17 protein-coding genes are annotated in these 14,134 nt (G+C 66.7%); 9 read left to right on the top strand and 8 right to left on the bottom strand.

What is annotated here, in order from left to right; all coding sequences use genetic code 11:
- Positions 1-40: 40 nt before the first annotated feature.
- On the top strand, positions 41-1,024 hold the full coding sequence (locus G6N47_RS06645) for an NAD(P)H-dependent flavin oxidoreductase (protein WP_083133169.1): 984 nt from the start codon (positions 41-43) through the stop codon (positions 1,022-1,024).
- Here the strand turns inward: G6N47_RS06645 and G6N47_RS06650 are convergent.
- Positions 1,017-1,673 (bottom strand): O-methyltransferase, encoded by a 657-nt coding sequence (locus tag G6N47_RS06650; RefSeq protein ID WP_083133170.1) that lies wholly within the window; start codon positions 1,671-1,673, stop codon positions 1,017-1,019. The genes G6N47_RS06645 and G6N47_RS06650 overlap by 8 nt on opposite strands.
- Positions 1,674-1,803: 130 nt before the next feature.
- Here G6N47_RS06650 and mymT point away from each other — a divergent pair, with 130 nt between their 5' ends.
- Positions 1,804-1,950, top strand: a complete 147-nt coding sequence (gene mymT, locus G6N47_RS06655) for a copper-binding metallothionein MymT (RefSeq protein WP_083133171.1) — start codon at positions 1,804-1,806, stop codon at positions 1,948-1,950.
- 21 nt (positions 1,951-1,971) lie between these two features.
- On the opposite strand, the gene G6N47_RS06660 is transcribed toward mymT, so the two are convergent.
- Genes G6N47_RS06660 through G6N47_RS06675 form a run of 4 tightly spaced genes read right to left on the bottom strand, consistent with a single transcriptional unit; the run spans position 1,972 to position 6,198 of the window.
- A complete protein-coding gene (locus G6N47_RS06660; protein WP_179966367.1) occupies positions 1,972-4,068 on the bottom strand; it encodes a glycoside hydrolase family 3 protein in 2,097 nt (698 codons plus the stop codon).
- Positions 4,065-4,568 (bottom strand): TIGR04338 family metallohydrolase, encoded by a 504-nt coding sequence (locus tag G6N47_RS06665; protein ID WP_083133172.1) that lies wholly within the window; start codon positions 4,566-4,568, stop codon positions 4,065-4,067. The genes G6N47_RS06660 and G6N47_RS06665 overlap by 4 nt, the downstream gene beginning before the upstream one ends.
- On the bottom strand, positions 4,568-5,314 hold the full coding sequence (locus G6N47_RS06670; protein ID WP_083133173.1) for a DUF2786 domain-containing protein: 747 nt from the start codon (positions 5,312-5,314) through the stop codon (positions 4,568-4,570). The genes G6N47_RS06665 and G6N47_RS06670 overlap by 1 nt, the downstream gene beginning before the upstream one ends.
- 44 nt (positions 5,315-5,358) lie before the next feature.
- Positions 5,359-6,198, bottom strand: a complete 840-nt coding sequence (locus G6N47_RS06675) for an alpha/beta hydrolase (RefSeq protein ID WP_083133174.1) — start codon at positions 6,196-6,198, stop codon at positions 5,359-5,361.
- Here G6N47_RS06675 and G6N47_RS06680 point away from each other — a divergent pair.
- Positions 6,146-7,204: a sigma-70 family RNA polymerase sigma factor gene (locus G6N47_RS06680; RefSeq protein WP_083133175.1), complete on the top strand. Its 1,059-nt coding sequence runs from the start codon at positions 6,146-6,148 to the stop codon at positions 7,202-7,204. The genes G6N47_RS06675 and G6N47_RS06680 overlap by 53 nt on opposite strands.
- Positions 7,205-7,219: 15 nt before the next feature.
- On the opposite strand, the gene G6N47_RS06685 is transcribed toward G6N47_RS06680, so the two are convergent.
- Positions 7,220-8,134, bottom strand: a complete 915-nt coding sequence (locus G6N47_RS06685) for an endonuclease domain-containing protein (protein WP_083133176.1) — start codon at positions 8,132-8,134, stop codon at positions 7,220-7,222.
- A 97-nt stretch (positions 8,135-8,231) separates the two neighbouring features.
- On the bottom strand, positions 8,232-9,365 hold the full coding sequence (locus tag G6N47_RS06690; protein WP_083133177.1) for an NAD(P)H-dependent amine dehydrogenase family protein: 1,134 nt from the start codon (positions 9,363-9,365) through the stop codon (positions 8,232-8,234).
- Positions 9,366-9,469: 104 nt separating this feature from the next.
- Between G6N47_RS06690 and G6N47_RS06695 the strand changes: the two genes are divergently transcribed.
- The 6 genes from G6N47_RS06695 (at position 9,470) to G6N47_RS06720 (ending at position 13,767) form a co-directional block, all read left to right on the top strand.
- A complete protein-coding gene (locus G6N47_RS06695; protein WP_083133178.1) occupies positions 9,470-10,285 on the top strand; it encodes a MarR family transcriptional regulator in 816 nt (271 codons plus the stop codon).
- 6 nt (positions 10,286-10,291) lie between these two features.
- On the top strand, positions 10,292-11,032 hold the full coding sequence (locus tag G6N47_RS06700) for a glucose 1-dehydrogenase (protein WP_083133179.1): 741 nt from the start codon (positions 10,292-10,294) through the stop codon (positions 11,030-11,032).
- Positions 11,033-11,112: 80 nt separating this feature from the next.
- Positions 11,113-12,237, top strand: coding sequence for an NDMA-dependent alcohol dehydrogenase (locus G6N47_RS06705; RefSeq protein WP_083133180.1), 1,125 nt, complete (start codon positions 11,113-11,115; stop codon positions 12,235-12,237).
- A 68-nt stretch (positions 12,238-12,305) separates the two neighbouring features.
- Positions 12,306-12,620 carry an ArsR/SmtB family transcription factor gene (locus G6N47_RS06710; protein ID WP_083133181.1) on the top strand — a complete coding sequence of 105 codons (315 nt, stop codon included), beginning with the start codon at positions 12,306-12,308 and terminating at the stop codon, positions 12,618-12,620.
- Positions 12,617-13,009, top strand: a complete 393-nt coding sequence (locus G6N47_RS06715; RefSeq protein WP_083133182.1) for a VOC family protein — start codon at positions 12,617-12,619, stop codon at positions 13,007-13,009. Before G6N47_RS06710 ends, G6N47_RS06715 begins: the two co-directional genes overlap by 4 nt.
- A gap of 41 nt (positions 13,010-13,050) precedes the next feature.
- Positions 13,051-13,767, top strand: a complete 717-nt coding sequence (locus G6N47_RS06720) for a pirin family protein (protein WP_083133183.1) — start codon at positions 13,051-13,053, stop codon at positions 13,765-13,767.
- 8 nt (positions 13,768-13,775) lie between these two features.
- Here G6N47_RS06720 and G6N47_RS06725 read toward each other — a convergent pair whose 3' ends face one another.
- Positions 13,776-14,054: a GlsB/YeaQ/YmgE family stress response membrane protein gene (locus G6N47_RS06725; protein ID WP_083133184.1), complete on the bottom strand. Its 279-nt coding sequence runs from the start codon at positions 14,052-14,054 to the stop codon at positions 13,776-13,778.
- Between the last annotated feature and the right edge of the window lie 80 nt (positions 14,055-14,134).

The following is a 14,134-nucleotide window of genomic DNA, read 5'->3' on the forward strand; positions in this document are numbered from 1 at the left end:
TGAGCGGCACTCGACCAGCGGTGAACTAGCGTCGAGTCTCATGGAGATCGCAGACCGACTCCGGCTCGACGTCCCGGTCGCCCAGGCCGGCATGGGCGGCGGACTGGCGGGCGCGCGACTGGCCGCAGCGGTCGCCCAGGCAGGCGGACTGGGCACGCTCGGGCTGGTGTCACCGGGCCGATTGCGGTCGGCAATCGAACAGGTGCGCGCGCAGGCCCCCGGTCGCGCCGTCGCGGTCAACCTGTTGATGCCCTTCGCGCGGCGCAGCCACGTCGAGGTGTGCATCGAGCATCGGGTCGACGTCGCGGTGGTGGCCTTCGGCGGCGATCGCCACCTGGTGCAGCGTCTCCGCGACGCCGGGATCTTCGTATTAGTGATGGTGGGCACCGAACCGCAAGCCGGCGACGCAATCGATTGGGGCGCCGACGGTTTGATCGCCCAGGGCCGCGAGGCCGGCGGACATCTCGTCGGAACCGTACCCGCGCTCGAGTTCCTGCCTCGAGCACGGGCGGTCGCCGGCCGGCGGCCCGTATTCGTCGCCGGCGGAGTCGCCACCGGCGCCGACACGCGCGCGGCACTGGACGCCGGAGCCGCCGGCGTCGTCGCCGGAACGAGATTCCTGATGACCCATGAGGCCAGCGCGCACCCGGAGTACCAACGGCGAATCATCAACGCCGACAGGACCGTCGAAACCACGCTGTTCGGACTGAGTTGGCCGCTTCGCCACCGGGTCGTCCCCAACGCCGCCACCCGGCGGTGGTGCCGCGACGACGGGTCCGCCAAGGCACTGCCGACCGCTCTCAACGCCGCCAGCCGGTGGCTGGGCGTGCTGGGTTACTTCGACGCCGGTGCACTGATCCGTCTGCAGTCCCCTGCTTTGCCGGTGTTTTCGCCGCTGGCGCCGCTGGACGGCATGCCCGAGTCGTCGGTGGACTGCGGCGCCCTCTACGCCGGCGAAACGGCGTTGCGCATCAACGAGGTGACCTCGGCCCGGCGGGCCGTCGAGGACTTGACGCCTACTTGACCAACGCCATCGCGAAGCCATCCCACTCTTTGGCTCCGACTGTTTGTACCACCGCCGTGTCCAGGCGCGGGTGCGCGCCCATCAGCTCCAGGGTTCGCCGCGACGCCTTGACTGCCTCGTCGCCGGAGTCCGCTGCCAGGATCCGTCCTTCCCGAATAACGTTGTCCACCACGATGACTGAGCCCGGACGGGAGAGCCGGACCGCCCACTCCAGGTAGCCGACATTGTTTTCTTTGTCGGCATCGATGAACACCAAGTCGAAGGGCCCGGTCACCGTCGGCAACGTTTCCAACGCGGGTCCCACCAGCACCTCCACCCGGTCGGCGACGCCGGCGCGGGCGAGGTTTGCGCGCGCGACCTCGGCGTGCTTGTGCTCGTATTCCAGCGTGACCACCCGCCCCTCGGGTCCGGCGCCCCTGGCCAGCCAGATGGTGCTGAACCCGCCCAGGGTGCCGATTTCCAGGATGCGACGGGCCCCGATCGCGCCGGCCAGCAGGCACAGGAACTTGCCCTGTTGGGCCGACACGGCGATGCGCGGCAACCCGGCCGCGTCGCTGGCCTCGAGTGCGGCCGTCAAATCCGGATCGTCGCCCACCACCGTCGCGTCCAGAAATGCGTCGACTTCCTTCGGGTTCGGCTGCGCAGTCATGACGCCCACGCTAGCCGATCAGCGGAATCCGTATGACAGCCTTTACTCCATACCCCTATGGGGTATATGCTGCGAGCGGGCAAGCATCCCGGAATCCTCCGGGATCCCAACTAGAGACAGGGTTGACTTCATGAGCAATTACGAGGCTGGGACCTTGCTCACCTGCGGCCACGAGGGATGCGGATGCCGCGTTCGTATCGAGGTCGAATGCCACTGCGCGGGTTCGGGCGAGGCATACCGCTGCACGTGCGGCGACGAGCTGGTCGCCGTCAGCTAGCGGAGTCGCCGGGCTGACCGGTCAGCGTCCGAAGACGCGGCCGGTTAGCTCGGCTTCGCCCTTAAGCGCCAGGGCCACCGCCGACGAGCCCACGGCGACCGCATAACGGCCGGCGGCGACGCACCACCTGCCGTCGCGATAGCGGGCCAAGAGGCGCGGATCCGCCTCGATCGTGACTCGGCGCGACTCTCCCGCGTCGAGTTGCACCCGCTCGAACCCCAACAGCCGCAACCGCTCTCCGTCCGGGGCCGCAATCAGATAGAGCTGGGGTACGTCGGCGCCGCGACGATTGCCGGTGTTCACCACGGTGAGGCTGGCGGTGACGGTGTCGCCGCCGACGAGCGCGAGGTCGCGATGCTCGAAGCTGGTGTAGGACAGGCCGTGTCCGAACGCGAACATCGGCTCGAGGCCCCGGTGGGCGAACCAGCGATAGCCGACCTCGGCGCCTTCGGTGTAGCGGATGGTGGTCGCGGTTCCCCACGGTGCGCCCAGCCCGGGCAAGTCGGGCCGTGGCGTCTGGCCGAGGTCGACCGGGAATGTGACCGGCAGTCGGCCGGTCGGGTTGACTTGTCCGGCAAGGATTTCGGCGATTGCCTGCGCACCGGCCTGGCCCGGGTACCAGGCTTGCATGATCGCGTTGACCTTATCGCGCCAGGGCATTGCGACAGGGTTGCCGGTCTCGAGCACCACGACGGTGTTCGGGTTGGCGTCGGCGACCGCGGCGATCACCTCGTCCTGACCCCACGGCAGCGACAGGTCGGCGCTGTCGAGGCCTTCGCCTTCCACGCGGATGGCGAACACGACGGCCACATCGGCCCGCCGCGCCGCCAGCACCGCCTCGGCTGGAGTGAGACCCGGATCGAATTCGACGCTGGCGTTCGGCAGCTGCCGTCGCAGCTCGGCGACCGGCGACGGCGGCACCAGGTACAGGTTGCGCAGGCCGCCCGGCCAGCCGAGCGGGAACACGTCGGCGAAGCCGCCCGGCGGGACCACGGTGCTCGACCCGCAGCCCGCGGGCACACCGAGTTGGGCGCAACCGCCGATGACCGCGATACGCGCATCGGGCGAAAGCGGCAGCAGACCATCGTTTTTCAGCAGCACGATGCCCTGTCGCGCGATCTCGAGCGCGATCTCGTGGTGGGCTGTCATGTCCGCCGGGGGCGTCGCGTCCCACTGGTCGACACCCACCGCGAAGATCGACCGTAGGATTCGTCGCACCATGTCCGACAGGCGTTCTGCGGACAGTTTCCCGTCGGCGTAGGCGGCCTTGAGCGGGTCACCGAACGCCTCGCCCGCCCACAGCATGGCGTCGACCTGCGCCCCTGATTCCTGGTCGAGGCCGTTGACCGCGAACTCCCAACTCGGTGTCGCGCCCCAGTCGGACATCACCCAACCCCGGTATCCCCAGGCGCCTTTCAGCACGCCGTCGATCAGGTCGTCGTTGCCGCCGGCATACTCGCCGTTGACTTTGTTGTATGCGGTCATCACCGCGCCGGGAGATGCCCGCTCGATGGCGATTTCTAAGGCCAGAAGGTCGGATTCGCGGTGTGCGTCGGGATCGATCACGGCGTCCAGCCAGTGCCGGTTGGTTTCGTTGCAGTTCAGCGAGTAGTGCTTGAGGGTCGAGATGACGCCCTGCTGCTGGATGCCGGTGACCGACTCTGCGGCCATCACCGCGCTCAAAAGTGGGTCCTCGGAGAGGTATTCGAAGTTGCGCCCGTTGCGCGGGTCGCGGGCGAGATTGATCCCGCCGGCCAGTAGCACGTTGAACCCGCGGCTGCGGGCTTCGCGGGCGATCGCCTCACCGGCGGCGCGGGCGAGGGCCGGGTTGAAGCTTGCCGCCAGCACGAGGCCGGCGGGCAGCGCGGTGGCGCTATCGCCGGGCCGGTAGCCCGGATTGGTGACGCCCAGGCTGGCGTCGCTCATCAGCAGCGCGGGCACCCCGAGGCGCGGGACACCGGGCACGTAGCCGGCGCTCATCGGAACGTCCGGCGGGATACGCTCATCGCGGATCGGCAACAGGTCGCTGGCGCCCATCACGCTGCACAGCAACGAAAACCGCTCGTAGTCAGTCATTTGCGCTTCGACTTCGCAGGCGCGCACGTCGGGATCGGTCACCGCACACCTTCTTTCGCGTACACGACCCGCAGCACGTACCCGAGTTCGGGTCCCATCACCAGCTCGGCCAATGCACACACGGTCGCGACGAACTGCGGTCCGTGCGGGGGCGACTGGTCGCACAGATGGTGGGCGATCTCGTGCAGCACGACCAGTTCACGCATTGCCCAGTCGGCGGTATCGCGATCGGGTACCGCGATAACGCCTGTGCCCGTGCCGCTTTCGTAGTGCGCGGCGGTGGCGGCCCGCCGGGCCCGCACCCGCAGCGGCGGCGTGCCCGGCCACTGCTCCCGCACCGCCGGTAGGGACAGCACGTCGTCGACGTAGCGCTGTACCGCGGCCACCGAGCCGAACCGCGCTTCCGGCGGCAGTGTCAGCTGCGCGCCGAAGAACTCGACGCTGCGTGAAGCGTGCTCGGCGGCACGGTCGAACAGTGTGCGAACGAATTCCTCGGCGGCGTAGACCCTCGAGCGCTGCGTGTCGCGGTCGGCAATGCCCATCACTCCAGCGCGGCCCGCGCTCCCGACAGCTCCGCGCTGTTGCCGAGCCGAGCCCTCCGGCCGGCCCGGTCACCCGCACGGCGTGCCGCCGACGAGTACCCCGCCGAGGCGTTGCTGGCCCGCCAGGTGCCGCGGGCCTTCGACGCGCCGCGATAGTAGTCGCGCAACTCGATTTCCTTGTTGCGCAGTGCGATTGCGGTTCCCGGTGGTCTGCCGCGGTCCTTCTTGGCGTCTTGTTGGGCCTGTTCCCGGGCCTCAGCCAGCCGCTGCCCTATCCGGGCGCCGAACGCCAGCTGGAAATTCAGCCGCGCGGTGATTGTCGGCGTGGGCCGGTGTGCACCGGAGGCGATGTAGGCATCCGACGCGCGGACCATTTGAACCACGAGGCTTGCGTACAGCGCATGGGTGGCGTCGATGTCCTCGGCGAACCCGTACGCATAGACGAATGTCGAGTTCGACGCCACGTCGCAGCGCACGTCGTTGGCGTGGGCGATGACCACGAACAGCTGCACGTAGGTCCGCAAGCCCTTGGTGCCGGCCTCACCGATGGTGATGGTGCGCTGTATCGGTGACTGGGCGGGCGTGCGTTTGGCCGCATGCGCTCGGGCGACCGCCAAGTCGATGGAGGTCGCGGTGGCCAGTCGCTGCGCGGCCGCCATGAACGCCTCAGCCTCGTGGACGTTGTCGGTGCCTTCGGCCTGACGCAGCAGCGCCGCGATCCGCGCGAGCATCTTGTCGTCAGTCATAAGCGCCAAACTAGCTCACCTGTATGACAATTCGGTGCAGCCATTCACAGCCGCGCGTTGATCCACGAAATCACGTCGTCGAGCACCTGATTCTGCTCGGGCTCGTTGAACACCTCGTGGTAGAGGCCGGGATAGACCTTGAGCTCGACATCGCTGGATCCGACGCATTCGGCCAGCCGCCGGCTGCCGTCGACGGAGATCAGCCTGTCCTCGGATCCATGCACGATCAGCAGCGGCGCGGTGAGCGCGGGAGCGCGCGCAGGCATCGTCTGGCCGACCAGCAGCAGCCCGCGGGCGATGCCGGCGGGCACCTTGCCGTGGTGCACCAGCGGGTCGGTGTTGTAGGCGGTTACTACGGCCGGGTCGCGGGATATCGCGCTGGAGTCGAGTGCCTGCACCGGCAGGCCCGCTGCGACGGCGCCGAGGGTCTTGGCCAGGAACGCCAACAGCGGCGACACCTGCTGCTGCGCGGCCACTGCCGGACCCGAGAGCACCATCAGGTCGTAGTTGTCGGGGCGTTCGACGCCGTAGGCGGACACGATCCCGCCGCCCATGCTGTGTCCCAGCACGACGCGTTTGCAGGCGGGGTATTCCTTGGTGGCGATTCCCACCAGCGTGTCGAAGTCGCCGGTGTACTCCGAGATATCCCGGAGCAGTACCCGCTTCCCGCCGGAGCGGCCGTGCCCGCGATGGTCCAGCGCGTAGGTGACCAGCCCGGCGTCGCCGAATCGCTGCGCGACGTGGTCGTAGCGTCGGGCGTGTTCGCCGAACCCGTGCGACAGCACGACGACCCCGCGAGGTGCTGCGTCGGGTGTCCAGACGTCGTAGACGATGCGCACGCCGCCGACGCCGTCGAAGGTTCGTTCGGTGCGGGTGGTACTCATCAGAGGCAGCATGTCACACGTGCTGCGTAAGCTCACTCGGGTGAGTTTGGTCGCAGAGGGCTTCGAGAGCGACTTCTCCGCTGAAGCGGAGCCGTACCGGCGTGAACTGCTTGCACACTGCTACCGGATGACCGGCTCGCTGCACGATGCCGAGGACCTGATGCAGGAAACCTACCTGCGGGCGTGGAAGGCCTACGACCGCTTCGAAGGCAAGTCGTCCGTGCGCACCTGGTTGCACCGCATTGCCACCAATACCTGCCTGACCGCATTGGAGGGCCGGCAACGCCGGCCGTTGCCCAGTGGGCTGGGCGCGCCCAGTTCGGATCCGACTGCCGAGTTGGTGGAACGCACCGAGATTGCGTGGCTGGAACCGCTGCCGGACCCGGCCGGTGATCCATCCGACATCGTCGGCTCACGTGAGTCGGTGCGGCTGGCGTTCGTCGCGGCACTGCAGCACCTCTCGCCACGCCAGCGGGCGGTGCTGGTGCTGCGCGACGTGCTGCAGTGGAAGGCCGCCGAGGTCGCCGAGGCCATCGGCACCAGCACGGCCGCCGTCAACAGCCTGCTGCAGCGGGCGCGCGCGCAGCTGGAAGCGGTCGGGCCCAGCGCCGAAGACCGGCTGGCGGCACCCGATTCACCGGACGCGCAAGACCGGTTGGCCCGCTACATCGCGGCGTTCGAGGCCTACGACGTGGACCGGCTGGTGGAGCTGTTCACCAGCGAGGCGGTCTGGGAGATGCCGCCGTTCGTCGGCTGGTATCAGGGCGCGCAGGCCATCGCCACCCTGGTCCGCCAGCAATGCCCCGCGCAAGCGGCTGGCGATATGCGGCTTCTTCCGTTGACAGCCAACGGTCAGCCCGCCGCCGCGATGTATATGCGCGACGGCGATCGCCACCTGCCGTTCCAGTTGCAGGTTCTGGAGATCACCGATGCAGGTGTCGGTCACGTCGTCGCATTCCTCGACACAAGCTTGTTCGAGCGGTTCGGCCTGCCCGACCACCTGTAGCTGCCGAGTGTGGACTTATGCCACGTATCGGCGCCGGAAACGTTCCTCAAGTCCACAATCGGCGAGCCAGGTGCAGCCAGCGGCCTGCAGAGCATCACATGTGCGAACCACCACGACATCGGACCGATACCGCAGCATGTCACCGCTGACATGCACCAGCCGCCAGCCGAGCGCGGCAAGCTCGGCCTGCCGATCGACGTCGGCGGTCCGTATCGCCGGATCGGTCCAGTGTTGCGGACCGTCGAACTCCACGCCGACCTTCCACTCGTCGTATCCCATGTCGATGCGGGCGAACGGAATACCGTAACGATCGCGTACGACGATCTGCGTCTTTGGTTTTGGCAGTCCAGCACGGACGAGCACGAGCCGCGTCCGCGTTTCCTGTGGCGATTCCGCGCCGCCGTCCATCAGCTCCAGAACTCGCCGCAATTGGATGAGCCCACGCGCGCCGCGATGATTTTGGCCGACGGATTCAATACTGACTGGATTGACGCCGGTTGCGTTGGCGAGCGCATCCAGTCGAATCACCGCCGTAGTCACGCCTTTCCGGCGAGCTAGGTCGAAGGCTGTGCGCGCCGGTGTGGTCACTGGCATCCCACGGACCAGACAGCTCTCGTCATCCCGAAGTTTCTCGCGATGGATGACAATGCCGTCGACATTGCACGCCTCAGTCCGATTCAACTCCGCAGGGAGCCGGGGATCGATCCAGTTTGAACCATGCAGCGCGGCGGCCGACAGGCCAGCGACCGTGGCAGCTCGTCCGGACCACAGCCAGGCCGCGATCCCTTTCGTGACGGCGGTCAACTCGTGACCCCTCGGCACGTAGACATTGCGATAGATCATCTCATGTCGGCTGCGTAAGGTGCGCTTGGTAACTCGTCCTTCCGCCAATGCTTCGGTGCCGACAAACGGCCAACCATGCTCCCCCATGCGCTGACCTTGTCAGCACCGGCCGACAGCGCAAGTCGAATGTGGGCTTCTGCAACGTCGCTTGTGGAAAAGCGTTGATTAAGTCCACATTCGGCGCCTAGCAACGACGCGAATCCGGCGACGGGCCGGGCACCGCCCGGACCAGACCAGCGCCCGTGATCAGTGGCAGGTCCAGCGCGGAGAGCAGGCCGGGCCGCGCCTCGCACACCGCCGGAATGGCGTTGACCATTCGCGACGCGCCGGCCATCCGCGCGCCCAGGTCGTGGTCGTGGTCGTCGGCCATCTCGAACTCGCAGCGCATGCTCGGCGAGCCTTCGATCTCGACCCGGTATGCGCCGCGCCCCGAGGCCGCCCCGTAGCCGAAGTCGCGCGGCTCAATCGAGATGTGCGGCTGCGGCCAATCCGGCGCCATGCCGTCGTGCATGCGGGTGACATGGTCGACGACGAAAGTTGCTCTGCCGTCGACGTATCCGGTCAATGTCGACCGCATCGCGCCGATCGTGCCGGCGGCGATATGCCCGGTCGGTGTGTCGAACGACTCGGACGCCGCGACCCGCTCGACGTTCTCCTCGATGTGGTCGATTTTCACGCCCACCCCGGCGGCGAGCTGGTGCAGCACCGGGCCCCAGCCGAACGTGAACATTCCCGGCTGCGCCGCGAAGGCAGGGAACTCCGGCGGCTTGCCGAATCCGAGGATCTCGTAGACCGCCGCCTTGTCCGGATAGGTCGCGTAGTTGAACATCTCGGTCACCCGCACACTTTCGATGACCCGCGACACTCCCGAAAGCGCCAGTGGCAGAACATCGTTGGCAAATCCGGTGTCGATGCCGGTGGTGAAGAACGACACACCTCCGGCCAGCGCGGCTTCCCGCAACGGATCGGTGAACGCGGCGTCGACGCCGTCGGGAAAGACCAGCGGCACCACCGAGCAGGACACCACGTTCTTGCCGCCCCGCAGAATCGACACCATGTCCGCGATCGCCTCGGCCGGACGCAGATTCGCCGCCGCGGCGTAGACCACCGCGTCGGCGTCACCGGCCAGCAGAGAAGCGGGGTCTTGTGTCGCCACCACACCCACCGGGGCGATCCCGCACAGTTCCCCCGCGTCCCGGCCCGCCTTGGCGTCGCTGTGCACGACGAGATCCACCAACTCCAGCGCAGGGTGGTCGATCACTCCGCGCAACGCGATCAGCCCCATCGAACCCGGACCCCACACCGCGACCTTGAACACCGTGATCTCCTAATATTAGGACACCGGAAACTATATTCTGGACGGATCGTAGGGAGGTGGCTGTGGCTTCGTCAACGGTCAAATCGCCGCCCACCGCTCGTGTCATGGATGTCCTTGCCGCACTGACGGATTCACCCGACGGGCGCACATCGGCCGAGCTGGCGAAGTGCTGCGGTATCAGCACGTCGACGTGCGCGCTGGTGCTGGCCGAATTAGAGCAACGCAGCTGGGTGGCCCGCCGCGACGACCGCCGCTACGTGCTGGGCAGCGGACTGTTCGGCCTGGTCCACGGGCTGCGCAAACAATTCCCGTTGCTTGACCGCGGCCGCGACGCACTCACCTTCTTGCACGAGACGCTGAGCGCTGGCTGCTCGATGTCGAAAATCAGCGAGCGGCAGCTGATTACCGTCGACACGGTGGGCCACGGGACCGACAGCGAACACGCTGTCGGCCAACGCTTTCCGATCGACCCGCCGTTCGGTCTGGTGGCTATGGCCTGGCGCGACGACGACGCCGTCGACGCGTGGCTGCGTCGCGTCCAGCCCCGGTTGACCCCCGCCGATATCGCCGCGCATCGACGGGTGCTCGCCGACATCCGCCACCGCGGCTATGGCGCCTGGCGCTTCGACGACGCCCACGCCTCGCTGCACGATCGACTCACGGCCGTTTTGGCGTCCCTGGAGCCGACTGCGCAAGTGACTCGTCAGCTCAGCACACTGATGACGATGGTCACCCTGCACTCGGTGACCGATAAGCTCGAAACGGAGCTGGCCTCAACGGAATTCGTCGTCTTGCCGATCTACGATAGCGACGGCCAACCGGCATACCAGATCGAGATCCACCTGGGCCGGCCCGAACAGCTGACGCTCGCCGAACTCGACAAGGCGCTCAAGCATGCCCAAACGCTGCTGTTAGCGTGACCCGCCATGGGACGCGTAGACGGAAAAGTTGCACTGATCAGCGGCGGCGCACGCGGTATGGGCGCCGCGCACGCACGGGCATTGATCGCCGAAGGAGCCAAGGTCGTCGTCGGCGACATCCTCGACGACGACGGCACCGCACTGGCCAAAGAACTAGGCGACGCGGCCCGCTTCGTCCACCTCGACGTCACCCAGCCCGATCAGTGGAAGGCGGCCGTACAGACCGCCGTCACGCAGTTCGGGAGGCTCGACGTGCTGGTCAACAACGCCGGCATCGTCAACGGCAACACGCTGCAGAACTTCCCGCTCACCGACTGGCAGCAGATCATCGACATCAACCTCACCGGCACGTTCCTGGGCATGCAGGCCGCGGTGGAACCGATGATCGCGGCCGGCGGCGGTTCGATCATCAACATCTCCTCGGTCGAAGGTCTGCGCGGCAGCCCCGGGCTCTACGGCTACGTCGCATCCAAGTTCGGCGTGCGGGGACTGGCCAAGGCGGCCGCGCTGGAGCTGGCGCCGCACAACATCCGGGTCAACTCCATCCACCCCGGGCTGATTCGCACCCCGATGACAGCCGGCATTCCGGAGGACTTCCTGCAGATCCCGCTGGGACGCGGCGCCGAGCCGGGCGAGGTGTCGGCCTGCGTCGTCTACCTGTCCTCCGACGAATCGTCGTACTCCACCGGCGGGGAATTCGTCGTGGACGGCGGCCTGACGGTGGGCGTACCACACAAGAGCGCATAGCGCCGTATCAATGCAGGTCAAAGCATCAACAGTGACCTGTTTTGTAACGCGTTCTGGTCGGGTGGTTAAGATCGCGAGGCATGAAGACCAAGGGCGCTCTGCTGTGGGAGCTCAACTCGCCGTTCAAAGTCGACGAGATCGAGGTGGGCGATCCCGTCGCTGACGAAGTCCAGATCCAACTGCATGCCGCCGGCATGTGCCACTCCGACTACCACCTGACCACGGGAGCCACCCCGATCGGGCTGCCGGCACTGGGCGGCCACGAGGGTGCGGGCGTCGTCACCAAGGTCGGCAAGGGCGTCAGCGGCCTGCAAGAGGGTGATCACGTCATCCTGGCGTTCATCCCGGCCTGCGGCCAGTGCCCACCGTGTCTGAAGGGCTTCCGGTCGCTATGCGACCGCGGCGCGGTGCTGCTCGGCGGTAAGGCCATCGCCGACGGAACCCACCGGGTGCGCGCCGGGTCGCACGACGTGTCGCCGATGAACCTGCTCGGCACGTTCGCCCCCTACATGACCGTCCACAAGGACTCCGTCGTCAAGATCGACCCCGACGTGCCGTTCGAGGCTGCTGCGATCATGGGCTGCGCGGTGCCCACCGGATTCGGCTCGGCCACCAACGTCGCCGAGGTCCAACCCGGCGACACCGTGGCGATCGTAGGTGTCGGCGGCATCGGGATGAGCGCGCTGCAGGGCGCGGTGCTCTCCGGCGCCAAGCACGTCATCGCGATCGACCCGGTGGAGTACAAGCGCGACCAGGCCGTCAAATTCGGCGCCACCCACGTCTACCCGACCATGGCCGAGGCCATCGCGCCAATGATCGACCTCACCTACGGCCTGATGGCCGACAAGACCATCATCGCGGTCGGCGAGATCCGCGGCGAGATGATCGAAGAAGCGATGACGCTGACCGCCAAGACCGGCACCTGTGTGGTGACCGGCATGGGCGCGATGACCGACGTCGACGTCAAGCTCAACCTCTTCCTGTTCACAATGTTGCAGAAGACGTTGAAGGGCAACATCTTCGGCGGCGGCAGCTCGCACGTCGAGACGCCGCGGCTGGTGGGGCTGTACAAGTCCGGACTGCTCAAGGTCGACGAGATGGTGACTAGCACCTACCGGCTCGAAGACATCAACGACGGCTACCAGGACATGCTCGACGGCAAGAACATCCGCGGCGTCATCAAATACACCGACGCCGACTGGTAACCAGCGCTGATTCGTTTCCGGCGTAGCCAACCTTGACAGGCAAGCAGCTGCTTGCATAACGTCGGAGAGTGGGTGACGTCTTCAAGGCCTTGGCCGATCCCACACGCCGCGCAATTCTCGACGAATTGGCTGATCGAAATGGGCAGACGCTCTTTGAGATCTGCGCGCGGCTGGCAACCAAGCACGGGCTTGGTTCGTCGCGGCAGGCGATCTCACAGCACATTGATGTCCTTGCGGCGGCGGGGCTGGTCGAGACTCGGCGCGAAGGCAGGTACAAGTTCCACTACATCAACACCACGCCGCTCGTACCGATCGTTCAGCGGTGGCTCAAAGCCGATCCCGGTCGTCATCGTGACACGGGTGCCAGGGAAGGATCACCATGAGAATCAATCTGACCAGCGTGCTCGTTGACGACCAAGACAAGGCACTGCGGTTCTACACCCAGGTCCTCGGTTTCAAACAGAAGACTGACGTTCCACTGGGCGAGCACCGGTGGATCACCGTGGTGTCCCCGGAGGACCCTAACGGGACCGAACTCATCCTCGAACCCGACGAGCACCCCGCTGTTAAGCCGTTCAAGAAGGCCCTGGTCACCGACGGCATCCCGTTTACTTCCTTCGCCGTCGAGGACGTCGGGGCGGAGTACGAGCGGCTGCGCGGCCTCGGGGTGCGCTTCACCCAGGAGCCCACCAATATGGGGTCGGTGACCACAGCAGTGCTTGACGACACCTGCGGCAACCTGATCCAAATCGCCCACCAGGCGCTGGCTTAGGCTCGAACCAAGACCGCAGCGCGAATGGCTACCCTGAAGTCGTGAGTGCCACAGCGGAGTTTCGACGTGCACAAGACCGGGCCGTCACCACGACGTCGTGGCTAAAGTCCAGGCATTCGTTCTCGTTCGGCGACCACTACGACCCCGACAACACCCATCACGGCGTGCTGCTGGTCAACAACGACGACATCGTCGCGCCCGCTTCGGGTTTCGACACTCACCCGCACCGAGATATGGAGATCGTGACGTGGGTGCTGGACGGCTCACTGACGCACCGTGATTCGGCCGGCAACAGCGGCGTGATCTATCCCGGCCTGGCGCAACGGATGTCGGCCGGCAGCGGGATCATGCACTCCGAAAAGAACGACTCACCCACGGAGCCGGTGCATTTCGTGCAGATGTGGGTGGTGCCCGACGAGACCGGGATCGACCCCAGCTACCAGCAACACGAGATCGGCGACATGCGAGGGCTGGTACCCGTCGCGTCGGGCCGGCCCGGGCAGGACGCCGCGATCACCATCCACAACCGCTCCGCGGCGCTCTATGCCGCGCGGCTCGAGCCGGGTGCGGCCGTGGAATTGCCGGCCGCGCCCTATCTGCACCTCTTCGCCGCACGCGGCCGGCTGACCGTCGAGGGCATCGGCGATCTGGCCGAGGGAGATGCCGTGCGCTTCACCGGGTCGGACGGCCAGCGGGTCACCGCGGCTGCGCCGTCAGAGATCCTGGTCTGGGAGATGCATACCGCACTCGGCCGCTAGACCCCCGGTTAGCGAGGAATCTGACCACGCCGCCCGGTCAGTCCCAGATAGATCGCGATCAAGACGACGGCGACGACGATGCCGACCAGAAACGGGATTACCGCCCAGCCGCCGTTGGCGTTTTTATAACCGACGCTGTATGTCAACCACGATCCGAGAAATGAACCGAGCGCGCCCAGCACGATCGTCATAATGATGCCGATGTTCTGCTTCCCGGGCATCACCAGTCGCGCAAGTGCGCCCACGATCAGTCCGACGATCAGGGCGCTGAAAATGGTTCCGATCATTGTTTCTCCTGTGTTCGGAGGCGCCCGCTCGGCGCCGTCACGCGTCAGAGTGCCCGCTGATGCGTCGCTCCTAACTTTTT

Source organism: Mycobacterium branderi (assembly GCF_010728725.1).
In the GTDB taxonomy this organism is placed as follows: domain Bacteria; phylum Actinomycetota; class Actinomycetes; order Mycobacteriales; family Mycobacteriaceae; genus Mycobacterium; species Mycobacterium branderi.